At 60.4% G+C, this 26,534-nt stretch carries 30 protein-coding genes; 14 read left to right on the top strand and 16 right to left on the bottom strand.

The window, feature by feature from the left end; translation table 11 throughout:
* Positions 1-81: 81 nt before the first annotated feature.
* The 4 genes from EX00_RS23300 (at position 82) to EX00_RS23285 (ending at position 2,441) form a co-directional block, all read left to right on the top strand.
* Positions 82-942: an MBL fold metallo-hydrolase gene (locus EX00_RS23300; RefSeq protein WP_234709093.1), complete on the top strand. Its 861-nt coding sequence runs from the start codon at positions 82-84 to the stop codon at positions 940-942.
* Positions 943-1,185: 243 nt separating this feature from the next.
* Positions 1,186-1,515 carry an ArsR/SmtB family transcription factor gene (locus EX00_RS23295; RefSeq protein WP_047463461.1) on the top strand — a complete coding sequence of 110 codons (330 nt, stop codon included), beginning with the start codon at positions 1,186-1,188 and terminating at the stop codon, positions 1,513-1,515.
* Positions 1,512-1,976: an SRPBCC family protein gene (locus EX00_RS23290; protein WP_047463459.1), complete on the top strand. Its 465-nt coding sequence runs from the start codon at positions 1,512-1,514 to the stop codon at positions 1,974-1,976. The genes EX00_RS23295 and EX00_RS23290 overlap by 4 nt, the downstream gene beginning before the upstream one ends.
* Before the next feature lie 48 nt (positions 1,977-2,024).
* Positions 2,025-2,441 (top strand): GFA family protein, encoded by a 417-nt coding sequence (locus EX00_RS23285; RefSeq protein ID WP_047463457.1) that lies wholly within the window; start codon positions 2,025-2,027, stop codon positions 2,439-2,441.
* Between the two features lie 46 nt (positions 2,442-2,487).
* Here EX00_RS23285 and EX00_RS23280 read toward each other — a convergent pair whose 3' ends face one another.
* Positions 2,488-3,138: a chloramphenicol phosphotransferase CPT family protein gene (locus EX00_RS23280; RefSeq protein ID WP_047463455.1), complete on the bottom strand. Its 651-nt coding sequence runs from the start codon at positions 3,136-3,138 to the stop codon at positions 2,488-2,490.
* A gap of 141 nt (positions 3,139-3,279) precedes the next feature.
* Between EX00_RS23280 and EX00_RS23275 the strand changes: the two genes are divergently transcribed.
* The 5 genes from EX00_RS23275 to rnhA all read left to right on the top strand — a co-directional run bounded on the left by EX00_RS23275 (position 3,280) and on the right by rnhA (position 7,223).
* On the top strand, positions 3,280-3,699 hold the full coding sequence (locus EX00_RS23275; protein ID WP_047463453.1) for a DUF983 domain-containing protein: 420 nt from the start codon (positions 3,280-3,282) through the stop codon (positions 3,697-3,699).
* Positions 3,692-4,453, top strand: a complete 762-nt coding sequence (locus tag EX00_RS23270) for an SURF1 family protein (protein WP_047463452.1) — start codon at positions 3,692-3,694, stop codon at positions 4,451-4,453. The genes EX00_RS23275 and EX00_RS23270 overlap by 8 nt, the downstream gene beginning before the upstream one ends.
* Positions 4,454-4,613: 160 nt before the next feature.
* The gene (gene ispH, locus EX00_RS23265) at positions 4,614-5,621 is read left to right on the top strand and encodes a 4-hydroxy-3-methylbut-2-enyl diphosphate reductase (protein WP_047463451.1); all 1,008 of its coding nucleotides are present in this window, start codon (positions 4,614-4,616) and stop codon (positions 5,619-5,621) included.
* Between the two features lie 199 nt (positions 5,622-5,820).
* On the top strand, positions 5,821-6,786 hold the full coding sequence (locus tag EX00_RS23260) for a homoserine kinase (protein WP_047463449.1): 966 nt from the start codon (positions 5,821-5,823) through the stop codon (positions 6,784-6,786).
* Positions 6,783-7,223 (top strand): ribonuclease HI, encoded by a 441-nt coding sequence (gene rnhA / locus EX00_RS23255; protein ID WP_047463447.1) that lies wholly within the window; start codon positions 6,783-6,785, stop codon positions 7,221-7,223. Before EX00_RS23260 ends, rnhA begins: the two co-directional genes overlap by 4 nt.
* Here the strand turns inward: rnhA and EX00_RS30850 are convergent.
* Together EX00_RS30850 and dgt are read right to left on the bottom strand one after the other, a co-directional pair.
* Positions 7,210-8,061, bottom strand: a complete 852-nt coding sequence (locus EX00_RS30850) for a hypothetical protein (protein WP_052210926.1) — start codon at positions 8,059-8,061, stop codon at positions 7,210-7,212. The two genes, rnhA and EX00_RS30850, sit on opposite strands and share 14 nt — an antisense overlap.
* Entirely contained in the window at positions 8,058-9,482 is a 1,425-nt protein-coding gene (dgt, locus tag EX00_RS23245) for a dGTP triphosphohydrolase (protein ID WP_052210934.1), read from the bottom strand. Before dgt ends, EX00_RS30850 begins: the two co-directional genes overlap by 4 nt.
* A 527-nt stretch (positions 9,483-10,009) precedes the next feature.
* Here dgt and EX00_RS23235 point away from each other — a divergent pair.
* Positions 10,010-10,318, top strand: coding sequence for a Dabb family protein (locus EX00_RS23235; RefSeq protein ID WP_047463443.1), 309 nt, complete (start codon positions 10,010-10,012; stop codon positions 10,316-10,318).
* A gap of 50 nt (positions 10,319-10,368) precedes the next feature.
* Here the strand turns inward: EX00_RS23235 and EX00_RS23230 are convergent, their stop codons facing one another.
* The 6 genes from EX00_RS23230 to EX00_RS23210 form a co-directional block, all read right to left on the bottom strand.
* Positions 10,369-11,271 (bottom strand): metal ABC transporter solute-binding protein, Zn/Mn family, encoded by a 903-nt coding sequence (locus EX00_RS23230; protein WP_047463441.1) that lies wholly within the window; start codon positions 11,269-11,271, stop codon positions 10,369-10,371.
* 20 nt (positions 11,272-11,291) lie between these two features.
* On the bottom strand, positions 11,292-12,164 hold the full coding sequence (locus EX00_RS23225; RefSeq protein WP_047463438.1) for a metal ABC transporter permease: 873 nt from the start codon (positions 12,162-12,164) through the stop codon (positions 11,292-11,294).
* Positions 12,161-12,943, bottom strand: coding sequence for a metal ABC transporter ATP-binding protein (locus EX00_RS23220; RefSeq protein ID WP_047463437.1), 783 nt, complete (start codon positions 12,941-12,943; stop codon positions 12,161-12,163). Before EX00_RS23220 ends, EX00_RS23225 begins: the two co-directional genes overlap by 4 nt.
* Positions 12,940-13,068: a hypothetical protein gene (locus EX00_RS32170; protein ID WP_267884791.1), complete on the bottom strand. Its 129-nt coding sequence runs from the start codon at positions 13,066-13,068 to the stop codon at positions 12,940-12,942. The genes EX00_RS23220 and EX00_RS32170 overlap by 4 nt, the downstream gene beginning before the upstream one ends.
* 336 nt (positions 13,069-13,404) lie before the next feature.
* Positions 13,405-13,890 (bottom strand): peroxiredoxin, encoded by a 486-nt coding sequence (locus EX00_RS23215; protein ID WP_047463435.1) that lies wholly within the window; start codon positions 13,888-13,890, stop codon positions 13,405-13,407.
* An 81-nt stretch (positions 13,891-13,971) separates the two neighbouring features.
* Complete coding sequence (locus EX00_RS23210) at positions 13,972-14,811, bottom strand: protein-disulfide reductase DsbD domain-containing protein (RefSeq protein WP_234709092.1); 840 nt, start codon at positions 14,809-14,811, stop codon at positions 13,972-13,974.
* Between the two features lie 140 nt (positions 14,812-14,951).
* Here EX00_RS23210 and EX00_RS23205 point away from each other — a divergent pair, with 140 nt between their 5' ends.
* The 3 genes from EX00_RS23205 (at position 14,952) to EX00_RS23195 (ending at position 17,033) form a co-directional block, all read left to right on the top strand.
* Positions 14,952-15,557: a YqgE/AlgH family protein gene (locus EX00_RS23205; RefSeq protein WP_047463431.1), complete on the top strand. Its 606-nt coding sequence runs from the start codon at positions 14,952-14,954 to the stop codon at positions 15,555-15,557.
* An 88-nt stretch (positions 15,558-15,645) separates the two neighbouring features.
* Complete coding sequence (locus tag EX00_RS23200; RefSeq protein ID WP_047463429.1) at positions 15,646-15,837, top strand: CsbD family protein; 192 nt, start codon at positions 15,646-15,648, stop codon at positions 15,835-15,837.
* Positions 15,838-15,977: 140 nt separating this feature from the next.
* Positions 15,978-17,033, top strand: a complete 1,056-nt coding sequence (locus tag EX00_RS23195; protein ID WP_047463427.1) for a zinc-binding metallopeptidase family protein — start codon at positions 15,978-15,980, stop codon at positions 17,031-17,033.
* An 879-nt stretch (positions 17,034-17,912) separates the two neighbouring features.
* Here EX00_RS23195 and EX00_RS23185 read toward each other — a convergent pair.
* The 7 genes from EX00_RS23185 to thrC all read right to left on the bottom strand — a co-directional run bounded on the left by EX00_RS23185 (position 17,913) and on the right by thrC (position 25,571).
* Positions 17,913-18,188 (bottom strand): hypothetical protein, encoded by a 276-nt coding sequence (locus tag EX00_RS23185; protein ID WP_047463423.1) that lies wholly within the window; start codon positions 18,186-18,188, stop codon positions 17,913-17,915.
* A 243-nt stretch (positions 18,189-18,431) separates the two neighbouring features.
* Entirely contained in the window at positions 18,432-18,677 is a 246-nt protein-coding gene (locus EX00_RS31260; RefSeq protein WP_234709091.1) for a DUF4440 domain-containing protein, read from the bottom strand.
* Complete coding sequence (locus EX00_RS23180) at positions 18,671-19,123, bottom strand: hypothetical protein (RefSeq protein WP_047463421.1); 453 nt, start codon at positions 19,121-19,123, stop codon at positions 18,671-18,673. Before EX00_RS23180 ends, EX00_RS31260 begins: the two co-directional genes overlap by 7 nt.
* A 156-nt stretch (positions 19,124-19,279) precedes the next feature.
* Positions 19,280-22,192, bottom strand: a complete 2,913-nt coding sequence (locus tag EX00_RS23175) for an EAL domain-containing protein (RefSeq protein ID WP_047463419.1) — start codon at positions 22,190-22,192, stop codon at positions 19,280-19,282.
* Positions 22,189-22,803, bottom strand: a complete 615-nt coding sequence (locus EX00_RS23170) for a GNAT family N-acetyltransferase (RefSeq protein ID WP_047463418.1) — start codon at positions 22,801-22,803, stop codon at positions 22,189-22,191. The genes EX00_RS23175 and EX00_RS23170 overlap by 4 nt, the downstream gene beginning before the upstream one ends.
* A 51-nt stretch (positions 22,804-22,854) precedes the next feature.
* The gene (locus EX00_RS23165; RefSeq protein ID WP_047463416.1) at positions 22,855-24,153 is read right to left on the bottom strand and encodes a M16 family metallopeptidase; all 1,299 of its coding nucleotides are present in this window, start codon (positions 24,151-24,153) and stop codon (positions 22,855-22,857) included.
* Between the two features lie 20 nt (positions 24,154-24,173).
* Positions 24,174-25,571 (bottom strand): threonine synthase, encoded by a 1,398-nt coding sequence (thrC, locus tag EX00_RS23160; protein WP_047463414.1) that lies wholly within the window; start codon positions 25,569-25,571, stop codon positions 24,174-24,176.
* A 313-nt stretch (positions 25,572-25,884) separates the two neighbouring features.
* Here thrC and EX00_RS23155 point away from each other — a divergent pair, with 313 nt between their 5' ends.
* Entirely contained in the window at positions 25,885-26,520 is a 636-nt protein-coding gene (locus EX00_RS23155; protein WP_047463412.1) for a hypothetical protein, read from the top strand.
* Positions 26,521-26,534: the final 14 nt, after the last annotated feature.

The following is a 26,534-nucleotide window of genomic DNA, read 5'->3' as shown; positions in this document are numbered from 1 at the left end:
CGAAACGAACAATGCTTGCCGCCGCAAAGTCTGGCTCGGGTCGGAACGTTTGCGGCGGCATTTTTTCGGCATTGCAACATCATGTTCGTTCTCCACCTCCAGGGTCTCCGTCCGTGCATAGGGATTGCTCCGTTGCCCATTTGGATCTGCAAGACATGTGGCGCGCATTCTGCACTGAACAGCGCGCCGCCTCCAAATTGTTCCATTTGCGAGGATGAACGACAGTTCGTTCCCGAAGGCGGCCAGGAGTGGATCGGCCGGGAAGAGCTGGTCTCCACCCATGCGAACGAGTGGAGCGAGCTGGAACCAAACTTGATTGCCATTGGTGTTTCTCCAGCCATCGGCATCGGCCAGCGCGCGCTTCTGGTGCTCACTCCCCATGGAAATGTCCTGTGGGATTGCACCCCTGTTCTCGACGAGAAGACTCGGGAGCGCATTCTGGCACTCGGCGGCATCAAGGCCATCTGCCTGTCTCACCCGCATTTCTACACCGGCATGGTGGAGTGGAGCGAAGCTCTGGACGGCGTGCCGATCCTGCTGCCTGAGGCTGATCTGGCCCATGTCCAGCGCCCGAGTGAGCATATCCAGCCTTGGCGGGGAGATCGCCGCGACGTGCTGCCCGGCGTAGTTCTTCATCGGCTGGGCGGGCATTTCGAGGGAAGCAGCGTTCTGGAATGGCAGGCCGGCGCGGACGGAAATGGCGCGCTGCTCGTCGGCGATACCATTCAGGTGGTCCCGGCAAGGGGATGGGTTTCCTTCATGTATTCCTTCCCCAATCTGATCCCTCTGCCAGCGCGCGAAGTTCGGCGCATTGCAAACCGCGTTGCAGATATTCGCTTTGATCGCATCTACGGCGCCTGGAGCGACAAGTTCATTGCGAGCAAGGCAAAGGACAGTGTCGCTCGCTCCGCCGAACGCTACATCCGGCTGCTTGAATCATAGCCGTAGGATTTCGCCGAAAAGCCACGCTGATATTTATCGCGGGAGCCGGGTCGGGTGAGACAACACCGCCCGACCATCAGGCGTGCGTGGATGAAGGCTGGAAGATCCTCTTTCACTGGGCACAGGACCTATTGAACCGCTTGTAGGCATGACGATCAGTTGGTTCATCGCGGCGCAAGGCGGCTTGCAATCCATAAACTAATTAGCGTTGACTCATCAATTAGTATCGGCTATTGGTTTGTCATGACCGAAGCCGCTCCCATCAACGCCATCATGCGCGCACTTGCCGATCCCACACGGAGGGCCTTGTTTGAGAGGGTCGTCGGCTCCGACGAGATTACCGTCGTCGAACTGACGCGAGGGAGCGGAGTGACTCAGGGCGCCATTTCTCAACATCTCAAGGCCCTGAAGCAGGCCGGCCTGGTTGCCGAGCGCCCCGAGGGCCGGAAAGTCTATTACCGTGCCCAGCCGGAAGGCCTCGAGCCGCTTGTCGAGTGGATGAGCCATTATGGCGTCTTCTGGCGCGAACGTTTTGCAAATCTCAGGACACTGCTGAAGGAAATTGATCCATGAACGACACCGTATTGGAACCCAGCACGCAAGACATAGTGGTCGACGAGGTTTTCCCGCATACGCCGGAGGCGATTTGGAAAACGTTGACCACGGCGAGTTTGATGGGCCGCTGGTTGATGATGCCGGCTGGCTTCGAGGCCGTGGAAGGCAAGCATTTCACCTACCAGACCACGCCGGCCGGCGCGTGGGACGGCACCATTCATTGCGAGGTGCTGGAGGTAAAGCCGTACGAACGTTTGGCTTATGCCTGGAAAGGCGGCCACGAGGGAAATGTCGGATACGGCTCACAGCTCGACACTGTGGTCACGTTCATCCTTTCCAAGGTCGAAACCGGCACGCGCCTCCGCCTCATCCATTCCGGCTTCGTCGTTCCGAAGAACGATACCGCCTTCCAGAAGATGAGCGACGGCTGGAAGAAGGTAGTCCAGAACATTGGCGCTATCGCCGACGGGAAAGACTGACGCGGCGGAAGTGTCGCGGCCAATGAAGCGCTTAACCAGGAGAGAGACATGAGCAAGCCCTACACCGGCGGATGCGCCTGCGGTGCGATCCACTATGAAATCTCGGCCGAGCCGATCGCGATGAACGACTGCCAGTGCCGCGACTGCCAGAGCACGAGTGGCACCGGGCACGGATCTTATTTGACCTTCCCGAGCAGGGCGGCGGTGAAGCTCGAGGGCGAGGCGACGCATTGGGATATGGTTGGCGACAGCGGGAACGTGAAGACGCGCGGCTTCTGTCCCGCCTGCGGATCGCCCGTCTATCTGACCTTCGCGGCCATGCCGGACTTCTTCACCATTCACGCCGCGAGCCTTGATGATCCCGGCCGATACGAACCGCAGATGGTGACGTACACGGTGCGCGGTCGCGCCTGGGACCAGCTCGATCCGGCCGTGCCGAAATTCGAGAAGATGCCGCCGATGTGAAGCTGGGCTCAGGACTTAATGATCAGCAACGAGCCTTTACAGTCGCTCAGCGGCCCGCCGCAAGCCGCTCGAATGCCGTCGGTCGTGGAATACTCCGGTCCATCAGTTGTCTGATCTCTTCGGCACAGGCCTCCGCGCTTTTGATCGAGGTATCGACCTCCAGATCGTAGAGCCCTGGCCGATGCACCGCTTCCTGCCAGGCAAGCACCGGCGCGGGAATGGGAGCATCGGCGGAAACACCGACATAGGTGCCGCGCCGTTCAGGGCCTTCCGCTAGACGTCGTTGCATAATGGTCTCGATCGGGCAGCGTACGCCGATGAAGAACACAGGCAGACTTGCCAACTGTTTTGCGCAATCCTCCAGAATGCCAAGCGGACGCGAATGGGCGTCATGATGGCCGAACTCGGCGACGACGTTGAGCCCCAGCCGGCTATGGGCGGCAATGGAAGCGTAGAGCGCGGCATAAAAGCGCGGGACAAGCGGCTCGAGATCAGGCCTCTCGCCGCCTGGCCGCAGGCCGATCCCCGGCCCGTAACGTTTTGGCGTGACGTGCCTGACATAGGCGTCGACGCCAAGATTCATCCACAGACCATCGAAACTGGCCTGAATGGCCTCGACAATGCTGGATTTTCCGGATCGCGGCGCACCGTTCAGAATGATGATCCGCCCGGCTTCGTGATCTTGATGGGTGTCCATGGGCATCCTCCGTGGCGTCTTTATTGTAGCAGTCCCGACGCGCTCGCCAAGCTTTTGGATTGCACGGAGGGCCGCATCGCGGTTACTGATGATGAAAGGGGACGAGAGGTGGAGCTTGTCCGAAATGATAGAGATTAAACCGTGAATTCAGAGCAAGATAGCGGACCAGATCACGAGGCAAGCAATGACAGCGCGCTTTTCCCGCCTGTCGATCCCTTCAAGGTCGGCATTCAGGGATGTTGCCCGCGTTGCGGAAATGGCAAGCTCTTTGACGGGCTGCTGGGGCTGAAACCACGCTGCGCGGCCTGCGATCTCGATTATGCCTTTGCCGATGCCGGCGACGGGCCGGCGGTCTTCGTCATCCTCATCGTCGGCTTTATCGTCATCGGTTTGGTGCTTTGGCTGCAGGCCAATTACGGGCCGCCGATCTGGGTGCATATCCTGCTGTTCGCGCCGCTGACCATCATCCTGTCGCTTTTGTCGCTGCGCTGGTGCAAGGGCATTCTGATTGCCCTGCAATACCGCAACAAGGCCAGCGAAGGGCGTCTTCACCGTGACTGAGGCCACCATCCCGGCTCGCCGCGCTAACCCGTTCTGGCAGGTCGGCAAGGCGCTGATCCTGCTCGTGGCGCTTGGCATCCTGCTGGCGCTCGGCACATGGCAGGTCGAGCGGCTGCACTGGAAGGAAGGCCTGCTCGCCGATATCGCCGAGCGCCAGTCCGCGCCTGCCGTGCCGCTGTCGGCGATCGAGGCCATGGCGGCGTCCGGCGGCGATATCGAATATCGTGTCGTCACGGCATCAGGCCATTACCTCAACGACAAGGAACGGCATTTCTTCACCACCAATGAAGGCGATGCCGGCTATCATGTCTATACGCCCTTGCAGCTTGCCGACGGGCGCTATCTCTTCGTCAACCGGGGCTTCGTCCCCGATGTCGACAAGGCGCCGGAAATGCGCATGCAGGGGCAGCTGACGGACGAGCAGACCGTCACCGGCCTTGCCCGCGCCAGGCTCGCCAGCCAGCCCTCCGGCATGCCGGATAATGATCTCGCCAAGGACATCTTCTACTGGAAAGACCTGGACGCCATGGCGGCGAGCGACGGGCTGCCGAAGGACAAGGTGCTGCCCTTCTTCGTCGATGCCGGCAAGGCTCCAAACCCCGGCGGCCTGCCGATCGGCGGCGTCACCATTGTCGACCTGCCCAACAGCCACCTGCAATATGCCGTCACATGGTATGGCCTGGCGGCGGCGCTGGTCGCCATCGTCGCGATCTCCTGGTGGCGCAAACATCATCCGGGCGCGCCTCAGCAATAGAGGCATGCAATAGAATAGCTTCATTTCGATGGAATATTCGGCTAGAGCATGATCCCAAAAGTGCGCAGCGGTTTTTGGATAAGATCATGCGGACGAGTGGGATAAGCGGCAAGGCGAACCTATCTATCGCTTAGCCATCGTCCCGGATTTCGGAAGAGACATGAACATAGCAGTTTCCAAACCTGACCTGACCATCCGGCTCTGCGGCCCGCGCGGCTTCTGCGCCGGCGTCGATCGCGCCATCCAGATCGTCGTCTTGGCGCTGAAGTCCTATGGCGCGCCGGTCTATGTCCGCCATGAGATCGTGCACAATCGCTACGTGGTCGAAGGGCTGGAAGCCAAGGGCGCCATCTTCGTCGAGGAGCTGGACGAAATCCCGGCGGAACATCGCGCCCAGCCGGTGGTGTTTTCCGCCCATGGCGTGCCGAAGGCCGTGCCGGAGGATGCGGATGCCCGCAATCTCTTCTATCTCGACGCCACATGCCCGCTGGTGTCCAAGGTGCACAAGCAGGCGATGCGCCACAATCGCCTCGGCCGCCACGTCGTCCTCATCGGCCATGCCGGCCACCCGGAAGTGATCGGCACCATGGGCCAGCTTCCCGAAGGCACGGTGTCGCTGATCGAGACGGTCGAGGATGTCGATGTCTATGAGCCCACTGATCCGGACAATCTCGGCTACGTCACCCAGACGACGCTCTCTGTCGACGACACCGCCGGCGTTATCGCGCGGCTGCAGGAGCGCTTCCCGAACCTGACGGCCCCATCCGCCGATTCGATCTGCTACGCCACCACAAACCGTCAGGAAGTCGTGAAGCAGGCGGCTCCCGGCTGCGATCTCTTCATCGTCGTCGGCGCGCCGAACTCGTCCAACTCCAAGCGTCTGGTCGAAGTGGCGCTGAGGGCAGGGGCGACGAAGTCCGTGCTCGTGCAGCGCGCCGCCGAGATCGATTGGGACGACATCGGCGATATCAAGACCGTCGGCCTCTCCGCCGGTGCATCTGCGCCGGAAGTTATCGTCAACGAGATCATCGAAGCCTTCCGCGCCCGCTACAATGCGGTGGTGGAGCTGGCCGAGACGGTCAAGGAAACCGAGAATTTCCTCGTCAACCGCGAGCTGCGCAACATCGAGCTGACGACGGCCGACATGGCTTTCGTCAACGGCGAGTGAAGAGTGGCCACCTCGTCCTTCGAGGCCCTGCCGCTTGCGCTCACGCTGCATCGGCAAGGCACCTCAGGATGAGGTGGAGAGAGTTTCGCCACCAGGCACCAAAGATCAGTCCTCATGGTGAGGAGGCCCGCAGGGCCGTCTCGAACCACGAGGGCGGGTGGCTACTGGTGGCGGGCATGTATCTAACAGGGAATAATTCGTGGCCGTTTATACCGATATTACCGAAGACGATCTGAAGTGGTTCCTGACGGAATATGATGTCGGCACATTGCTCTCCTACAAGGGCATCGCCGAGGGCGTCGAAAACTCCAACTTCCTGCTGCACACCTCGCGCGATCCGCTGATCCTGACGCTTTACGAAAAGCGCGTGGAAAAGAACGACCTTCCGTTCTTTCTCGGCCTGATGCAGCATCTGTCGAGCCGTGGCCTTTCCTGCCCGCTGCCGCTGCCGCGTAGAGACGGCGAGCTGCTCGGCCATCTCTCCGGCCGCCCGGCGGCGTTGATCTCCTTCCTTGAGGGCATGTGGCTGAGGAAGCCCGAGGCGAAGCATTGCCGCGAAGTCGGCAGGGCGCTGGCCGCCATGCATGTCGCGGGCGAAGGCTTTGATATCAAGCGGCCGAACGCGCTGTCGCTTCAGGGATGGCAGGGGCTTTGGGAAAAGTCCGAGGCGCGTGCCGACGAGGTCGAGCCCGGCCTGCAGGACGAAATCCGCGGCGAGCTTGATTTTCTCGGCCACCATTGGCCGAAGGACCTGCCGGATGGCGTCATCCATGCCGATCTCTTCCCGGACAACGTCTTCTTCCTCGGCGACGAGCTTTCCGGCCTGATCGACTTCTATTTCGCCTGCAACGATCAGCTCGCCTACGACGTCTCGATCTGCCTCAACGCCTGGTGCTTCGAGAAGGATGGCGCCTATAACATCACCAAGGGCATGGCGCTGCTGGAGGGCTACCAGAGCGTGCGGCCACTGAGCGAGGCCGAAATCGCCGCCCTGCCGACGCTTGCGCGCGGCTCGGCGCTGCGCTTCTTCCTGACCCGCCTCTACGACTGGCTGACGACGCCGGCCGGCGCCATGGTCACCAAGAAGGACCCGCTCGAATATCTGCGCAAGCTGCGCTTCCATCGCCAGATCGCCTCATCAGCCGAATATGGGCTGAAGGCATGAAACAGGTCGATATTTTTACCGACGGCGCTTGCTCCGGCAATCCCGGCCCGGGCGGCTGGGGTGCTGTGCTGCGCTATGGCGATAAGGAAAAGGAATTGTGCGGCGGCGAAGCCGAGACGACCAATAACCGCATGGAACTGATGGCGGCGATCTCGTCGCTCAACGCGCTGAAGAGCCCTTGCGAGGTCAACCTCTATACCGATTCCAAATATGTGATGGACGGCATCTCCAAGTGGATTTTCGGCTGGAAGAAAAACGGCTGGAAAACCGCCGACAAGAAGCCGGTGAAAAACGCCGAACTCTGGCAGGCGCTCGAAGAAGCCCGCAACCGGCATCAGGTGACACTGCACTGGGTCAAGGGCCATGCCGGGCATCCCGAGAACGAGCGGGCGGATGAACTGGCGCGCAAGGGGATGGAGCCGTTTAAGCGGAAGTAGGGGGTCGTGAGGTGGGGCCAATATTTAGGCCCCTAATAGTCTCCGGACACGTCCCCTGCGCTTCCGCCACGTAACGGCCGTAGTGAAGCGGGTTGAACTTTACCGAACAATTGCAAGGTGATCGGACCGCAACGTCTTTGTAGAGCTCCAAAATCACGGCATTCGGATCGCTTCCTGCTGCCAGACGGCGCCCAAGGCCGTTGCGGGCAACATAGTCCACAATCTCGCCGCCGTTGCGGGCCATGCCCTTAGCGAGATAGCTCGTAAGCTTGGGACCCAGGTCCTGACGCCAATCCAACAAAATCCGCAAGGTGCGTGCCAGCGTGCCGATATAATGTGGATTGGCTTCGAGGTTGATATCGACGATGCCGTATTTGATGCTTGTCCAGAACCGGTCCGAACTTGTGATTTCAAGCGTGCGACAATGGAAGAGCACTGCATCGCAGTCGAAGAACGTGGTCTTGATCAGATCGTTCAGAGAGTGCGCGGCCACGTAGCCATTGCTTACAGCCCATGTCGATTGCAGCGCCCACACGTCGAAATCGAATCGACCGTATCTGAGCCTGTATCCGCCAAAGCGGTTGCGGTGACCGCCAAGCGCGCCAAGCAGAGTACCCAACACGTCCGGCGACGCATCCACCACCAAATCGACATCGGAGTTGAAGGCATTGCGCCCCTCGCGTGCGAAATCACGCGGCAGGCCGCCAAAAATTGCGCTATCGCCAGCACCGCTTAGAATATCTACCAGGGTGCCGATCTCGCCGCCTTGCGGTCCTCTGATGAAGTCGGCAATGTCGTGACTTAGATCCCGGTCCCGAAAGTGGTGGCCAGCGCTCATACCGTCCCCCGCTCACGCAGATCTTTCAGCAGCGAAATCGCGAAGCTATCTGTCATACCCGACATCATGTCCGTCACCAGTTGCAGTTCACGATAGCGGATTGGCATCCGATTATCTTTAGACTCGGCAACTCGCCTATAGTTCTCCGAGATGCGTGAATAAACATAGCGATGTAATGGAGAGGTTCGCTTCGACGCTATATCCAGCGGATCTTTCCGGTTGACGATCGCGGCCCAGAAGATGTCCATGAGCCCGTGAATCGTTTGATGCCCCTTCAACTCGACCTCCAGCACCTGGCGGTGCGGATATATGTGCTTTCCGGCAAACTGTTTCAGTAGAGCCCACAAACACTTGGCATCCGACTCTCCCATCAGTTCTTGGTCGAAAGTGCCCGCCATCATCGCCGGCAAGTTATCAGCGAAAGCCTTGGTCGCCGCCTCCATCATCACTCCGATTGCATTGACCCGGAACATCTGCATCGTGATGTCGTCAAGTTCCGCGGCAGACAAAGACTGCGCACGATATTCTTGGTGCTGTTGCTTCGCCTTGGCAATCACAGAAGCGACGCAGGAATTAACTCCGCCTTCGAACTCAAGGAAACCTACTAGCTGATCGAAATTTACCAAGCCCTTTTTTGCAGCATCTTCGACATCGACGACGGAATAGGCGATGTCGTCACAGGCCTCCATGATGAAGGTCAGCGGATGCCGAACACCCTCCGCCAAGCCCGTTTCCGCCCATACTTCCTTGGCAATATCGGCTTCTGATTGAAAATAGTTGAACTTCTTGCGCGCCAATTTCGCCTTGTTCACCTTGTCCGATGGGCTGGGATACTTCATGAGCGCCGCGAGGAAGGCGTAAGTCATGTTCAGACCGTAAGAGTCGTTGACAATTTGCAAGCGAGTCAGAAGGCGAAACGCCTGGGCGTTGCCTTCGAACTTGAGGAAGTCTTCCTTAAGTGCGGCTTCGTCAAGCCCCTCGAAAACTTCTGGTGCCCGAGCCTTCATCCATGACTGAATGGCGTCCTCACCTTGATGGCCAAATGGCGGGTTGCCGAGGTCATGCGCAAGACCAATCGCTTCGAGCAAGGCCGGGACGTTTCGTTCCGGCTTGAGCTTCTTCGGCAAGTTGAACTGCTCTGGATAGGCGTACACGAGGGCTGTACCGAAACTGCGCGCCATGTTGGCGACTTCATGGCTATGAGTCAGGCGGGTGCGGACACTGTCATGAGGGTCAAGGGGGAAAACTTGAGTCTTGTCTTGCATACGCCGGACCGGCGTAGAGAACAGAATTCGGTCGTGGTCGCGCTCGAGCTCGGTACGATGCTCGGCGGTCTTGGCAGAGCGCTCTGCGTCCTTTCCTTTGACCTTGTGCTTGCGGCGCTGCGAATTGAGCAGCTTTTCCCAGTTCAGGTCACCCAATGTCCATTCCCCTGTGTCGGCCAAGTTCTCTGCGGAAGGCTCTGATTCGTCAATTGGCTGGCCTTCCAAGCCTACAAAACCATGTTGATGGATAAGCAATCGCAAACAGACGCTCGATCTCGGCACAATCCATCGAAAATAGCTATGTTCCTTTTTTGTTCTATATCGACTATCCTGGAAATTCAAGGATAATATAGCTCAAAACGAGGCACTGCAGCAGAAGATCGCCCTGTTGCAAGTGAGTTCGTCGAATGGGAGGTCAGTGCGCTCGGAAAAGGGTATGAGGAGTAAAGCTTCGGCGGCACCATCATCACTGATGTTTATTTTGACACAGCGCAAAGCTATCGCCTATGTCCGATTTGGGGCGCGAAGTAGCCTTATTCTTCAACAACGAACAGACGTCCGCTTTGGGCCAAAACTGCGACCTCGGCCACCACCACCAAAAACCCCAAACATCACCCACACCCCATCTTGCCCCATCCCCCTTTCCCTCTATGCTGCCCCCAACATCCAGGGAGGCTGTATCCATGATCCTGCATTGCGTTTTCCTGCGGCTGAAATCCGCCATGACACAGGATGAGAAGAAAGCGCTTTTCGAATCCGTGGCCGCGTTGCAGCAGGTCATTCCCGGCATCGTCGATATCAAATACGGGCCGAATGTCTCGCCGGAAGGGCTGCATGGCGGCTTTGTCGATGGCTTCGCGGTGACGTTTGAAAGTGTCGAGGCGCGGGATGTCTATCTGGTGCATCCGGAGCATGTCGCCGTTGGCGAGCGCATCGTCTCATCGACCGATGGCGGGCTTGCCGGGCTGCTGGTCTTCGATCTCAATCTTTAAATAAAAAGTGGCCGCAGGCTGGTGCCTGCGGCCATGTTCGTCCGGCTGGCTCAGCTCGATTTCGCCATCGCGGCGGCGATCTGGTCAACGTTATAACGGAACATTTTTTCATATGTCGAAGCCGGGCCGTTGGCCTTGGAGAGGGATTCGACATAGAGCTCGCCGCCGGGTTCGGCGCCGGTGGCCTTGGCGACTTGCTTGACCAGGCGCGGATCGTTGGAGTTTTCGAAGAAATAGGTCTTCACATGCTCGGTCTTGATCTGCTCGATCAGCTTGGCGACGCCGGCGGCCGAGGCTTCGGTTTCCGTCGAGACGCCGAGCGGCGACAGGAAGCTGACATTGTATTCGCGGCCGAAATAGCCGAAGGCATCGTGGCTGGTGAGCACCTTGCGGCGATCCTCAGCGACCTTGTCGAACTTGCCGTGGGCATAGGCGTCAAGCTCGGTGAGCACCTTGGTGTAGCGCTCGGCATTGGCCTTGAAATCGGCGGCGTCGGCCGGATCGGCGGCGGACAGCGCCTTTTCGATGTTGGCGACCCAGATCTTCACATTGACCGGGCTGTTCCAGACATGCGGATCGGTAACCGTCTTGCCGTCGTCGACCATGGTGCGGGTGTTGATGCCTTCCGACGCAACGACCGGCGTGCCCTTGTAGCCCGAGGCGCTGATCAGCCGGTCCATCCAGCCTTCCAGGCCTTCGCCGCTGACGAAGGTGACCTTGGCGGCATTCAGCTTCTTGGCGTCGGCCGGCGAGGGCTCGAATTCATGGGGGTCGCCGTTCGGGCCGACGAGGCTCGACACCTTCACATGGTCGCCGCCGACCTGCTTGACGACGTCGGCAAGCACCGTGAAGGAGGCGACGACGTTCAGTGTCTCGGCGGAGGCGGGAGCCGCAACACCGAAGGCGACGAAGGCCGCCGCCGCAGTGGAGAGAAGCAGTCTGTGTTTGCTCATGAATGTCTCCTTGATCAAGATTAGCCCCTGAGATGGGGACGGGGGATGAACCGGCGGGCGATGCCCGACGGTGCGAACAGAATGGAAAAGCCGTAGATGATGCTCGCCGTGATGATGATGGTCGGGCCGGAGGCGAATTCGAGATGGTAGGAGGCGACGAGGCCGATATAGCCCGAGGCCGCCGCCGTTGCCGTCGCGATCGCCATCATCGCCGGCAGGCTGCGCGACCAGAGCTGCGCAATCGCCGCAGGCAGCATCATCAGCCCCACGGCCATCAGCGTGCCGAGCGCCTGGAAGCTGGCGACGAGATTGAGCACGACGAGCAGCAGGAACAGGAAATGATAGACCGGCCCGCGCCCGCCGACGGCGCGCAGGAAGCCCGGATCGAAGCACTCCATCACCAGTGGCCGATAGATGACGGCGAGCATCAGCAGCGTCACGGTGGTGATCGCGCCGATCTGGTAAAGGGCAGGAGCGTCGATGGCGAGGATCGTGCCGAACAGCACATGCAGCAGATCGATATTGGAGCCGCGCAGAGAGACGATGAGCACGCCGAGCGCCAGCGAGGTCAGATAGAAGCTGGCGAAACTCGCATCCTCCTGCAGCACCGTCATGCGGCTGACAAGCCCGGAGAGCAGCGCCACGGAGAGGCCCGCCACCAGCCCGCCAAGCCCCATGGCCGTCAGCGACAGCGAGCCGGCGATGAGATAGCCGATAGCAGCACCGGGCAGCACCGCATGGCTCATGGCGTCGCCCATCAGGCTCATGCGCCGCAGCATCAGGAAGACGCCGATTGGGCCGGAGCCGAGGCCGAGGCAGAGGCAGGCGATGAGCGCGCGCCGCATGAAGCCGTAATCGGCAAAGGGCGCCAGGAAAATATCGTAGGCCGTCATTCGGCCGGCTCCTGCTTTGCCAGTTGGTGGCCGGCATGATCCGGCTCGGGCGAGCAGCTTTCAGCCTCCTCATCCCAGCTTTCGGCCATGGCCCGCGCCTTGATGAGGTTGGCGGGGCTCATCACATCCTGGGTCCGGCCCCAGCCGACCAGCTCGCGCGCGATCAGCAGCGTCTCGGGAAAATGCGCCCGCACCTGATCGAAATCATGCAGCACGGCGATTACGGTACGTCCGTCGCCATGCCAGCGCAGCACGATGTCGAGCAGATCGCGCGTCGTGCGCTGATCGATGGCGGTGAAAGGTTCGTCGAGCAGGATGACGCGGGCGTCCTGCAGCAGCAGCCGGGCAAACAACACGCGCTGGAACTGCCCGGCCGAGAGCGAGCCGATATGCCGGCGCTCGAAGCCGGAAAGGCCAACGGCGGCCAGCGCATCCCGCGCCCGCTCGGCATCCGCGCGCGAGAAACGGCCGAAGGCGCCGGAATTCTTCCAGGCGCCGAGCATGATCGTATCGGCAACCGAAATCGGAAAGCGCCTGACGATATCGGCCGCCTGCGGCAGATAGCCGAAATCATTGCGCGTCAACGAGCCGCGATCGATGGATCCCTCAGCGACCCTGAGCTCACCGATGATCGCCTTCAAAAGCGTCGACTTGCCCGCCCCATTCGGCCCGGCAATCGCCGTCAGGCTGCCCGCCTGGAACGCGCCGGAGACATGGTGCACGGCCGGATGGCGCTCATAGGTGACGGTGAGATTGTCAAGGCGGATCAGAGCGCTCATGCCAAAGCCACCGCCCAGCCGATGGCCGCCCAGAGAACCGCAATGCCGACCGCGACAAAGACCAGGCGCGTCAACACGGAGCGCCCGATCAGGGAGGCGGCGAAGGGATCGTTGCTGAAAGGCATGCGGGGTTCTCTTAATGTAATAACGTTACGTGTAGTAGCCGAGAGAATGCGGCGAAAAAGAGGCGGGGTGTGGATAGAGTGTTTGACAGGATCGAAAGTTGGGGAGGGGCTGCAAGTCCAGGTGTCGAATGGTCGCCGCTTATGCGCGCCCGCCATCGCCCTTCGAGGCCCTTTTCGGCTCACGCCTCAAAGAGCTCCTCAGGGTGAGGCTCTCTCGACATCTGCGCATTCGCTCAAACCCTCATGGTGAGGTGCGCCGTGGCCGCAGCGAAGCAAAGGCAGCGGGGCCTCGAACCACGAGGGTTGGCCCCGTGGTTCGCTACCTTACTAAAGAGCTTAAAGCTGCTCGATCATCGCAGCCGCCGCCGAAACCGTGGCCTGGCCGGGGCTTTCCTCGATGTTGAGCGTCTTCACCACGCCGTCTTCTACCAGCATGGAGTAGCGCTTGGAGCGGACGCCGAGGCCGCCGGCGGAGAGGTCGATGTCGAGGCCGACGGCCTTGGCGAAGGCGCCGTCCCAGTCGGCGAGGAAGTGGATCTTGCCCATGCCGCCGGAAGATTGCGCCCAGGCACCCATGACGTGCCAGTCGTTGACGGAGATCACGGCGATATCGTCGACGCCCTTGGCGAGGATGGTGTCACGGTTTTCCAGGTAGCCCGGCAGATGGTTCAGCGAGCAGGTGGGCGTAAAGGCGCCGGGAACCGCGAAGAGCACGACGCGCTTGCCGGCAAACAGCTGCTCGGTGGTGATCTCCACCGGGCCGTCGGCGGTCTTTTCCTTGAAGGTGGCGGCGGGCAGTTTGTCGCCGATAGCGATGGTCATGGCTCTCTCCTTGGGTTGCGATTGTGGGGCGGTGGGACTGCCGCCCTGGATGAAGATGTTGGGCGAAACTATAGATCCGGCCTATTCGAACGCAAGCATGGTTTCCATGGCGTGCTCGTCGTCGATGACGAGAATGCCCCAGCTCTTGCCCTTGATGTCATAATTTTTAGGCAGCTTGCCGATGGCGATATCGGTCGCAAAGCTCTTGCCATCGCGCTTGCCGCTTGTCTGTTTGAAAAAGACGTAACCGGTCGGTCCGGTCACATAGATCAGTGGTGCGTCTCCGCTTGTCTCCGGCAGCGTCAGGCTCAGCGACAGTGTCTTCGAATCAGCTGAGAGACCATGGCTTTCGACGGCAAAATCCGGGGCAGGAGCCTGCGGCAGTGACGCATCGGCGGCGTCGAGCAAGGCTTGTTCATGCGGGGTCGACTGACCGGCGGCCGAAAGCGGCAGCGAAAGCTCGGCCTGGAATGGAATACAGATATCCTTGCAGAGGCCGATAAAGGCCGTAAGCTCGAGTTTTGCCGGTTGCTTGCCCTCGACACGGAAATCCAGCGGCAATGTCACCGGCGCATCATAGCCGATCTCCTGGATCGCGCCGACGGTGATCGGCTTGGGCACGGGAAACCCCATCTTCGCAAGCGTCACGCCGCTATTGGGCGCGGGGCTCACCTGTGGCGGAATTCCGCTTTCTCCAGGCTCGCGCCAGTAAGTGATCCAGCCGGGCGCCGGCTCGATCTGCAACGCGGCGCGAATATGACCGTGAGCGTCCGGCGCCAGCGCCACCAACCGCATGCGGCCGCCCGGATTGTCGGCCCAGTCGCTCGTGGCGGCATGGACAGGCGAAGAGGCCAGTATCGTTGCCGCGAGCACGCCCAGCGGCATTCTCAATAGGCCAGCAAAACAGAGTTTTTCCAACATGAAGCAAGGGTTTACCGGATGGCGTCGTGCTGTGCCAGAACAGCGGGAGAAAGAAATGATCATTTTCAGTTGATTGATTTATGACATTGCCCCATCTTTCTTCTTGGGGGCGCAGTTATGGACTGCAGTCAGGAGGCACGATGTCCCTATCGACGTTGAAGAATAGACGCGAAAGAGGTTTGCTCGACGGCCAGTTCCTGATTGCCATGCCTGGCATGGAAGACCGGAATTTCAACCGTACGGTGATCTATATCTGTGCTCATTCCGATGCCGGAGCCATGGGTTTCGTCATCAACCGCGCACAGAACCTGACCTTTGCCGATGTGCTGCTGCATCTGGATATGATCAAGGATGACGACGCTATCGTCCTGCCACCGGTCGCACGGGATTTCCCGATCCAGACCGGCGGGCCGGTCGAAAGCGGCCGGGGCTTTGTCCTGCATTCCGACGACTATCTGAGCGACGGCAGTATTCCGGTCAGTGACGACATCAGCCTGACGGCGACGCTGGATATCGTGCGCGCCATTTCCAGGGGAAGCGGGCCGAAGCGGGCTACCATGCTGCTTGGCTACGCCGGCTGGGGCGCGGGTCAGCTGGAGGCGGAGATCGGCAGCAACGGGTGGCTGAACTGCCCGGCCAATGACGAGCTGATCTTCGACCGTAGCCTTGACGACAAATATGAGCGCGCTCTGGCTCTGATGGGCATCAATGCCGCGATGCTGTCGCCGCATGCGGGACACGCTTGAGCCGCTCGCGCGGAACGAAGTATTGTCCGTGACGTTTCCCAAGACAGCACCGGCAACTCCGCCAGTGCCGAATGAGGAGGTGCTCGACATGGGCAGCATGAGTGACAAGATATCCGGCAAAGCCAACGAAATGGCTGGCAAGGCCAAGCAGGCCGCGGGCAAGGCCACCGATAACAGGCGCATGCGCGCCGAAGGCGCCGCCCAGGAAGCCAAGGGCAAGGTGCAAAGCGCAGTCGGTAAGGCGAAAGATAAGGTCAAGGGCGCGGTCGACCGGATGTAATCCGGCTGGTGGTTGAGCATCAGCTTATGAATCGCCGAACCATTTGATATGCTGCCGCGTATGCGGCAAAGCAAAGAGCCTGCCGCGATGTCGCGGCAGGCTCTTTTATGTCCGTCATGGTTTAATTACGGGGGTCTTCCATGCGGCTTTTTGCCTGTGATCATTGCGGTCAGCCGGTACATTTCGATAACAGGCAATGCATACGATGCGGTCATCAGCTCGGCTTTGTTCCCGAGCGTCTGGCGATCTATGCGCTGGAGCCCGGTGATGGGCAGAACTGGCGCGTGGTTGCCGAGTCAGACCACATGGTGCGTTTCTGCGCCAATGCCGAACTCGACATCTGCAATTGGCTCGTGGATGCGGCGGATCCGGAACCTTTCTGCCTGGCCTGCCGTCACAATCGCCTGGTGCCGAACACCGATACGCAGCAGGGCAGGGACCGCTGGCGGCGGATTGGCCAGGCTGAGCGGCATCTGTTCTATTCGCTCTTGCGCTGGAACTTGCCGCATCCCGATCGCAAACAGGATCCGCAGGGCGGGCTGGTCTTTGATTTCCTCGAGGACGAGGTGCAGGGCGGCTACGTCGTGCCGGCCAGGACCGGCCATGAGGAAGGGTTGATCGCCATCCGCGCCGCCGAGGCCGATGATGTGACACGCGAACAGGCGCGCGCCTCGATGAACGAGCCTTACCGCACGCTACTTGGCCATTTCCGTCATGAGACAGGCCATTTTATCTGGAACAAGCTGATCCGTGACCGCAACCAGTTCGACGCCTTCCGGGCCGTCTTTGGCGACGAGCGGGTGGATTACGGCGAAGCCCTGCAGCGGCACTATGACAATGGTCCGCCGCCCAACTGGCAGGACAATTTCATCAGCGCCTATGCCAGCGCCCATCCCTGGGAAGATTTCGCCGAATGTTTCGCGCATTATCTCCACATTGTCGACACACTGGAAACCGCCCGCTCCTTCGGCCTGGCGGTCGATCCCTTCGGCTATCACGATATGGCGGCGGAGGTGGATTTCAATCCTTACAGGGCCGAAAGCGCCGCACAGCTGGTCAGCGCCTGGATTCCCTTGAGCGTCGCGATCAATGCCATCCAGCGCAGCATGGGTCAGCCGGATTCCTACCCCTTTATCCTGTCGTCGCCGGTGGTGACGAAGCTGGAATATATACGGCAGGTGATTGGCGGGGTGTAAGTACAATATCCTGTTAGGATAGGTGGCGGCCGCAAATTCGGGGCCTTATCTCGCCCTCGGCGGGCGAGAAAGCAATTTCACTGGTTTAGGAATTGCGATACCGAGGTCTCAGCATATTTGAGACTAAGCGCAATTTCTAAGCCATTGAAATTGCCAGAGCGGGGGTCACGTTCTTGCTTAAATCATTCCAAGGATTAAGTGCGTCCCTACCTACCCCCGCCCTTACAAAAATCCGGCGTTATGGAGCAAGTGCCACAACTGCTCCATAACGCCGCATCGTTGCGATCTGCGCGGGGCGCGAGGACTTGGCGACCGTCGCGGTCGAAGGGGGCAGCGCGGCGGGTGGATTTCGCTCCTTCTTCGACGGGACCATGGAATCCGGGAGCGGATAGGCGACGGAGAACCCGCCGTCGCTGACGGCCGGGGAGCCGGTGCCGTTGATGGCGGCGAGTTCCTTCGTCGGCTGGGAATCGACTTCCAGACGATGCTATCGCTCGGCCGAGTCCGCAACTTCGACTGGATGGCGCGTCAAGGCGGCTCGCTTGCAGAGAAGGGACGGTGCTATGTACGACTCGCAATCAGTCTCTTCATTTCGGCGTTCTCAGCCTGGTTCTGGCCCTCGCCTTTTGGGCGATCGCCCCGTTGCCGGTGCCTCCGCCCGGAAGTGTTCCTTGATTCGTTGCCCGAACGATTGGGGGTCACCCTTGAGCTGAGCGAATTCATCTGAGACAGTGACGTGTTCGAACGTCTGGCCTGCCACAGCCATTGGCCCCGCCTGATCCCCTGGGGCGAGCTGATGTGGCGGCCGGTCCGCAATGTGACCGTGCGCCGCGCCGATGATCTTGCCATGCCTATCGCGAATGAGGGTGAGGTCCATGCCTATGCCATCCCTCCACCTTGCAGGTTATAATAGGCACCACCGTGGGCGATACTCTTGATCGTGACGTAGTAAGTAGTTATCCCTGTCCACGAATTGGTTTGCTTGCCTTGTTGTTCTGCGACGAGAATAGCACCGGGGCTGAAGGGGTCGCTGATTTTGATATCTGCGCTGGCAAACTGGGTGCCGAAGTCAGCGCCGCCGTCGCGCGTGTACCACCATGTCACCGACTGCCCCTCATCCAGCCAAACCACTGGACCGACGTTGTTAAAAGCCATGTACACCCCCAGCGCACTATCCAGACGTACTCGAATACCCCCCAAACATGCTCCTTTTGCGACCTCCGGTCAATCGGGACACAAGCATGGGCGTAGTGTCGCGTGGGAAACAAATCGCAAGGATAGCGCTGTTCGGGACCGCGGATACCGTGCAGTGGCCCGGTATCCGGCAATTGGGCGGCCCATGACAGCGGATGCAGCGCGACTGCAAGCGAAATACAACCGCTTTGTAAATTTGCGGACTTATGTAAGCAAATGCCGCTTCAGGGAGTGGTTCGCTGTTCGGAGATCGCCTTCATCGGTCCCGCCCTCGTGCACGAGAAGATCGATTATGGTTGTTCGGTCGTATACGCTGCCAGAAGCTCCAAATTCCACAAATCCTTCTGCGAGCAACCTTTCGACGGCCTCTCTGGAACACCTTACCTCTGGACGGTGAAGGGCCTCTTCGAGAGACTGGACTTCCTCAAGGCTGGGAGCGCTGGTCAACACTGGCAACTGCCATGGCCGTCGGCGGTGCCAGCCTGTCGCAACAGACCCTGCTTTACCAAGCCGTTCCGCGTCGCTGAGAACCTGCTGGTGAGGGCGGACTCCAGCCGTGACGCTTTGCTCCCGAGGTCGGCCTCGCTCGCGAACCTCTCGGCGATCTCTGCGGTCGTCGTCGGGCGCTCTGAGCGACGGAGGATGTCGAGCACAATGTGGCGGTTGTTCCCGCCCCTCAGAAGTTCAGTTACCCGACCACTTGCCGTTTCTCGTGGCGACGTGCGGACTCGTTTCGCTCGCGCTGGGTGGGGCTCGAATTCGGGTTCGTAGACCTTGATCACCTTCTCAAAGGCGGCCTTTTTATCATCGAGAACGACGATCTCCCGCCGCAGCTCTTCGATCCTGGCGTCGATCTCGCTCAGTTTCGCTTTCAATTCGTCGGCGACTTCCACCATACGCAACACTCCAGAGGCACTCTCAGGAGATAGGCATCAGCAGTCGTCAGAATCTTGTGGCACTTGCTCCATAATGCCGTAAAAATCTAGCACTTAGCTTTCCGGCTAAATGCTGATTTTGCTTTCCCGCCCGCAGGGGGCGGGATAGACCGGCCCCTAGGCCCTCTTCGTCAGCGGAAAGCGTTCCTTCAGCAGCCGCAGCACCGAGTCCGTGCCCATCGGCGGGCCGAAGATGAAGCTCTGGCCGTAGGCGCAGCCCATCTTGGCAAGTTCGAGCGCGTCCTCTTCCGATTCGATGCCTTCGGCGACGACGCGCATGTTGAGCTCACGCGCCATGGAGATGACGGAGCGCAAGAGTATGGCCTTCTTGTCGCTTTCGTCGCTGACCATCGACTTGTCGAGCTTGATCGTGTCGAAGGGGAAGCGGGTGAGGTAGGAGAGCGAGGAGTAGCCGGTGCCGAAATCGTCAAGCGCCAGGCCGATACCGGCATCGCGCAGCTTGCCGAGCACGAGGCGTGCCTGTTCCGGGTTTTCCATCACCTGCGATTCCGTCAATTCGAGCTTGATGCGGTGCGGCTCGCAATGGGTTTTGGCGAGTAGCGCGCGGATATCGTCGTATAGCTCGTTGTTGAGAAGCTGCACGCTGGACAGATTGATGGAGACGAACAGCGGCAGGTCGCCGGTCTGGCGCTGCCAGGCCATCAGGTCGTTGGTTGCCTGTTCCAGCGCGAACATGCCGAGCGGACCGATAATATCGGACGCTTCGGCGATCGGGATGAACTCCGATGGCGGAATATTGCCGCGCTTGGGATGTTCCCAGCGCATCAGCGCCTCGAAACCGGCGACTTCGGCGTCTTCCAGTCGAACGATCGGCTGATAGACCAGCGACAGTTCCTTGCGCTCGACGGCGCGGCGGAGATCCGTTTCGAGCTGCAGACGGTCGGTGCCGAAGCTGCGGAAGGCGGGCTGGAAAGGCTCGACGCGGTTGCCGCCGGCGCGCTTGGCGCGGTACATGGCAAGCTCCGCGTCGCTCAACAGGCCGGAGGCGTTTTCCTGCTGGTCGACCCAGGACGTCAGGCCGATCGAAGCCGTCAGAATGATCTCGCGATTGGCGAAATTGATCGGCACCATGATCGCCTTGCTGATCGCATCGGCGAAATCGGCAACCTTGGCTGGATCTCGCTCAGAAACGAGGATCAGACCGAACTGGTCGCCGGAAAGCCGCGCCAGCGTATCCTGCGGCTTCATCAGGCGGCGCAGGCGACGCGTCAGGGCAATGAGGATATTGTCGCCCGCCGCAACACCGAGGGTATCGTTGACCAGCTTGTAGCGGTCGATGTCGATCACCATCACGGTCGGGCGGAGCTGATTGCCTTCCGGCGCCAGGGTGAGAACGGCCTGCAGGCGGTCGAGGAAGACCTGACGGTTCGGCAGGCCTGTCAGATTATCGTGCAGTGCGTCGTGCAGCAGCCGCTCGATCGAATTCTTCTGCTCGGTGACGTCGACGACGGTGCCGACGCAACGGATGATTTCGCCGTTCGAGCCGAGCACCGGCCGGGCGCGGATCGACAGCCAATGGAAATGTCCGTCTTCGGCGCGAATGCGGAATTCATGGTTCAGCCGGCCGCGGCGGTGTTCGAGAAGCACGTCGAGCGTCGCGCGGAAACGGTCGCGATCGTCGGGATGCAGCCGTGGCAGCCAGTTGCGCGCCGCGCCATGCATGGTGCCGGGCGACAGGCCGAGCTTCGTCGAGATGTCCGGCGTCGTCACGACGCGGTCGCGCGCCACGTCCCAGTCCCAGACGGTGTCGCCGGAGCCGGTGAGTGCCAGCGACTGTCGCTCGAGATCGGAGAACAGGCCCTGCTGGAACGCGCCGCCGGCAAAGGCATGCTGCATCACCGTAAAGCCGATCAGAAGCACGATCAGCACGAGCCCGCCGCCGAGCGCCGGCTGGATGATGTCGTTGTCGAGCCTGCCGGTGATCGTCATCCAGCCGCCGAACAGCCAGACCAGGATCAAAGCCCAGGCGGGCACCAGCAGAATGGCGCGGTCGTAGCGGCTGAAACCGAGATAGATGATCAGCAGCAGCCCGGCGGTCGCCGTCAGCGCCAGCGACAGGCGCGCGATACCGGACGCGATCGAGGGGTCGTAGATCGCCACGCCGAAGAGCAAAGCGAGACCGAGCACCCAGGCAAGCGTCACGTAGCCCAGATGCGCATGCCAGCGATTGAGATTCAGATAGGTGAACAGGAAGATCACCAGGCTCGACGCGAGCGCCACCTCCGCGCAGGCGCGCCATATGCGCTGATCGCTGGAGGTGATGCTGATGAGCTTGCCGAGGAAGCCGAAGTCGACGCAGATATAGCCAAGCACCGCCCAGGCAAGTGCTGCCGTCGCCGGCAACATCGAGGTGCCCTTGACGACGAAGAGAATGGTCAGGAACACCGCCAGCAGGCCGGCAATGCCGAGCACGATGCCGCGATAGAGCGTGAAGGCGTTGACCGTATCCTTGTAGGCATTCGGTTCCCAGAGATAGAGTTGCGGCAGGCTTGGCGAGGAGAGCTCGGCAACGAAGGTGACGACGGCGCCGGGATTGAGCGTGATGCGGAAAACATCGGCCTCGTCGCTCGGTTGGCGGTCCAGCGCAAAGCCTTCGCTCGGTGTGATCGCGACGATGCGCTGCGAGCCGAGATCAGGCCAGAACATCTTCGAATTCACCAGGCGGAAATGCGGCGCGACGATGACGCGCTCGAGCTGCTCTTCCGAGACATTGGCGAGCGCGAAAACGGCCCAGTCGCCCTGATGGTTCGGTGAAGAGGAACGTACCTCGATTCGGCGCCGGATACCGTCGGCGCCGGCGGCTGTTGAGACCTGAAAGGCCTCGCCCTGGTTGGTGTATATTTCCGTCGTCGCCGTCAGGTCCAGCGCTGTGTCGTCGCGCGAAATCTTTACGGGTTCGGCCGCATGCGCCATGCCGGCAAGGAAAAACAGGAAGGTGACCGCAAGCGTCGCGAGGATCGCGGGCAGCCATTTGGTCACCGGCAGGGATGGCTTGAGCGCGGTGGTCATCGCTTGTCGGAGTTTCCGTGCAAGTCGGCGTCGGACGCCAACCGGGAAAACATCACGTGATCACGCCACTGACCGTTGATTTTAAGATAACCGCGCAAATGACCTTCCCGTTGGAAACCGGCCTTTTCTAAAAGCCGTATGCTACGCTCGTTATCCGGAATACAGGCTGCTTCAATACGGTGCAACTCAAGTCCGGAAAAGATATAGGGTATAACCAACCGAAGTGCGGCGAACATATGGCCCTGACCGGAATGACGCTCGCCCATCCAATATCCAATCATGCAGCTTTGCGCGGCACCCCGGCGAATATAGCCGATCGTGATGCCGCCAAGTAATGTACCGTTTTCCTTGAGGAAAACGAAAAGTGGGATGGCCTGACCGGAGCTGTATTCCTGTTTCCCCCGGATGACTCTGGCCCGATAAGCGCCTTCGGTCAGCTCATCGTGGCGCCAGGTCGGCTCCCAGGGTTCCAGGAAGCGGCGGCTCTCGGCTCTCAGCCTGTGCCATTGGTTAAAATCGGAATAACGCGGCAGGCGCAGCACATAGGTCGCGTCTTCAAGTTCAACCGCGTCCGGATGACGTGACAGAAACCGAAAGACCGATTTTTGCATTCCGCCCAACACTCCCCCGAGAATTGACCCGATCGGCACGCGAAGCGTGCCTTAGCCGCTCGCGCTTTTGGAGGCGGGGGTCGATGAAGACAGCGATGTGACGATGTCTTCCATCGGCGCCAACTGTTCCAACGGTCCGATTGCCGACAGCGTCGGTACAGTATCGAAGAACAGACGGCCCGCAAGATCCGTCAGGCGGTCGATTGTGATGCCCTGTAGCCGCTCCTGCATCTCCTGGTTCGGGATCGGCCGGCCATAGAGCATCATCTGTCGGGCGACCTGGCCGGCGCGGGCTGCCGGGCTTTCCTGGCCCATCAGCAATTGCGCGCGGATCTGGGCGCGGGCGCGCTCGATTTCCTGCTGCTCGATCTTGTGGGAGGCCTTGTGCAGCTCATCGACGATAACAGGCACCAGTTCCGGCAGGTTCTCGCCGCCGGTGGCGGCATGGATGCCGAAAATGCCGGTGTCGGAAAAGCCCCAATGAAAGGCATAGACGGAATAGCAGAGGCCGCGAAGCTCGCGCACTTCCTGAAACAGCCGCGAAGACATGCCGCCGCCAAGGACATTGGCAAGGATCTGCGAACAGTAGAAGTCACGCGTGTGATAGGCGCGGCCCTCGAAGCCGAGCAGGATCTGCGCGTCCATGAGGTCGCGCGTCTCGCGGATATTGCCGCCGATATAGCGAGCCGGCTCGATGACGGGCGGGGCTGACGGCTTGGTCGGCAGGCTGGAAAAGCGCTCCTCGACCTGGCGCACGAAGCTGTCGTGGTCCACCGCGCCGGCTGCCACCACGAACATGCGGTCGGTTGTGTAGTTGCGGTCGAGATAGCCGCGAATCTGCGCGGGCGAGAAGGAAACGACGGTTTCCGGCGTGCCGAGGATGGCGCGTCCGAGCGTCTGGCCGCGATAAGCAACTTCGGAAAACTTGTCGAAGACCACGTCGTCGGGCGTGTCGTTCGCCGCGTTGATCTCCTGCAGGATGACCTGCTTTTCGCGGGCAAGCTCTTCTTCGTCGAAGGCGGACTCGGTCAGGATATCTGCAAGGATATCGACGGCGAGCGGCACATCGTCCCGCAGCACGCGGGCATAATAGGAGGTCGTTTCGGTGGATGTGGCGGCATTGACTTCGCCGCCGACATTCTCGATTTCCTCGGCGATCTGCCGCGCGGAGCGGCGGGCCGTGCCCTTGAACGCCATGTGTTCGAGCAGATGGGCGATGCCGTGCTCCGCCTCGGTTTCATTACGCGAACCCGATTTGATCCAAACGCCGAGCGCCACGCTTTCGAGATGTGGCATCGTTTGGGTCGCTACTGTCAACCCGGACGCAAGCCGGGTGCACTCCACTGTCATCGCTTGTCTTTCTGCGTTTATCATTCCCCGGCCCGGGCATGCTTGCCGATGAAAGTCTCAACGGCTTTAAGCTCGGGATCGAGGACGTCGAAACGCTCCTCCCTGTTCATCAGTCCAGCAAGCCACGTCGGAAGCGCCGGGTCAATACCACATGCCGATTTTACTGCGGCGGGGAATTTTGCCGGGTGCGCGGTTGCAAGCGTCACCATGGGACTCGTTGGTTTCTCATTCTTTTCCGCCACGAAGACGCCGATGGCGGTATGCGGATCGATGAGATAGCCGGTATCGTCGAGTGTTTTGCGGATCGTCGCGGCCACCTGCTTTTCGCTGGCGCGGCCGGCTCGGAAGTCCTTCTTGATGAACTTCAGCGCGTCTTCGCTAATCGAAAAACCATTCGATTGTTTCAGGCTTTCCATCGCGGCACGCACCTTAGATGCATCGCGGCCATGGGCTTCGAACAGCAGCCGTTCGAAGTTGGAGGAGATCTGGATGTCCATCGACGGCGCCGTGGTCGCCTTGACCGCGCGCATCTCATAGCGTCCGGTTTTCAGCATGCGCGCAAGAATGTCGTTCTCATTGGTGGCGATCACCAGCCGGTCGATCGGCAGGCCCATGCGCTTGGCGACGTAGCCGGCGAAAATATCGCCGAAATTACCCGTGGGAACCGTAAAGGAAATCTTTCGGTCCGGCCCGCCGAGTGCGACGGCGGTGGTGAAGTAGTAGACCACCTGCGCCATGATGCGCGCCCAGTTGATCGAATTGACGCCGGACAGTCTGACGCCGTCACGGAAGGCCGTGTCGTTGAACATCGCTTTGACGAGGTTCTGGCAATCGTCGAAATTGCCGTTGATTGCCAGCGCATGCACGTTGGCGGCCGTCGAGGTCGTCATCTGCCGCTGCTGCACCGGCGAGACCTTGCCGTTTGGGAAGAGGATGAAGATGTCGGTACGATCGCGTCCGGCAAAGGCGTCGATCGCGGCACCGCCGGTGTCGCCCGAGGTCGCGCCGACGATGGTCGCCCGTTGTCCGCGCTTTTCCAGCGCATAGTCCATCAGCCGCGCGAGCAGCTGCATGGCGACATCCTTGAAGGCAAGCGTCGTGCCGTGGAACAGCTCCATCACGAAGCTGTTCGGCCCGGTCTGCACCAGCGGTGCGACGGCTGGATGGCGGAAGGTGGCATAGGCCTCGTCGATCATACCGCGGAAGGTATCATCGGGAATCTCGCCGTTGGTGAAGGGCGATAGCACCGCGAAGGCGACCTCCTGATAGCTCTTGCCACGGAAGGCGCGAATCTCTTTTTTCGTCAGGGTCGGCCATTGCCGGGGGACATAGAGCCCGCCATCACGAGCAAGGCCGGCCAGAAGAGCGTCGCAGAAGCCAAGGGCAGGGGCTTCTCCCCGCGTTGAGATATAGTCCACGGTCTAGAATTCCTTTGGTCGCAAAATTGCCTGAGTGATGGGTTGAGAGAGTAGAGGAACGAAGCGATGGCCGTCCGTCTTTTTGCGTCGGATCAGCCGCGTGGTTTTCGCGTTTGCGCAATGTCCATCCGGTCGCTTCCGGCGGGCGGCGGCTTTCGCCAATCTGTCGACGTCGAAAAGTGAGCCAAAACGGTGTCTACCCAATCGATTTTTCGCTGCGTCGCTGGTATAGACCATCGCCAAGTGTCATAAAAGGCCCGTCGAACAGGCTGCAGGCCGATAATGTAAATTATATGCAGAGGGTGGAATTATAGTGTTTGGCAGGGTTTCGCGTCGTCTTTTCTCCGCTTCGCTTCTGGCATTGTTGGCTGGTTGCAGTTCTCTCGGTTTCGGCGGTGGCGGCGATAAGCAGCCGGCCACGGACGTGACGGTAGCACCGCAGACGGGAGCCACTGGCTCCGCTCAGCCGGTTACCGGCGGCCAAGCCTATATCGCCGGCAAATGCCCGCAAGTGGTGATCCGCGACGAGGCGTCCACCTATCGCACCTACGCCAAGGGCGCCAAGGACGATCCGAACCAGCTGACCTATCAGGCATCGCTCGCCCAGGCGACGCGCCAGTGCACGAGTGACGGCACCAGCCTCGGCATCAACATTGCCGCGCAAGGGCGTCTTGTCTCCGGCCCGCAGGGCGGCTCCGGTAAGGTCACCTTGCCGGTCCATGTCGCCGTCATGGACAACAACACGGCGCTTTACGACCAGACCATCAACTTTGTCGCCGAAATCCCGCCGGGCGAGACCACGACGCAGTTCCTCTTCACGGCCAACGACATCAAGGTCGCCGGTGGTTCCGGCGGCTTCACCATTGTCCAGCTCAGCTTCGATCAGGGGCCGCAGAAGCCCGCGAAAGCCGAGAAGTCGGCCCGCAGGAAGCACGCTGCGACAAACTAAGGATTTTGGGCCGC

Source organism: Martinezella rhizogenes, assembly GCF_000799715.1.
In the GTDB taxonomy this organism is placed as follows: domain Bacteria; phylum Pseudomonadota; class Alphaproteobacteria; order Rhizobiales; family Rhizobiaceae; genus Rhizobium; species Rhizobium rhizogenes_C.
This window is presented reverse-complemented; position numbering and strand designations above follow the sequence as displayed.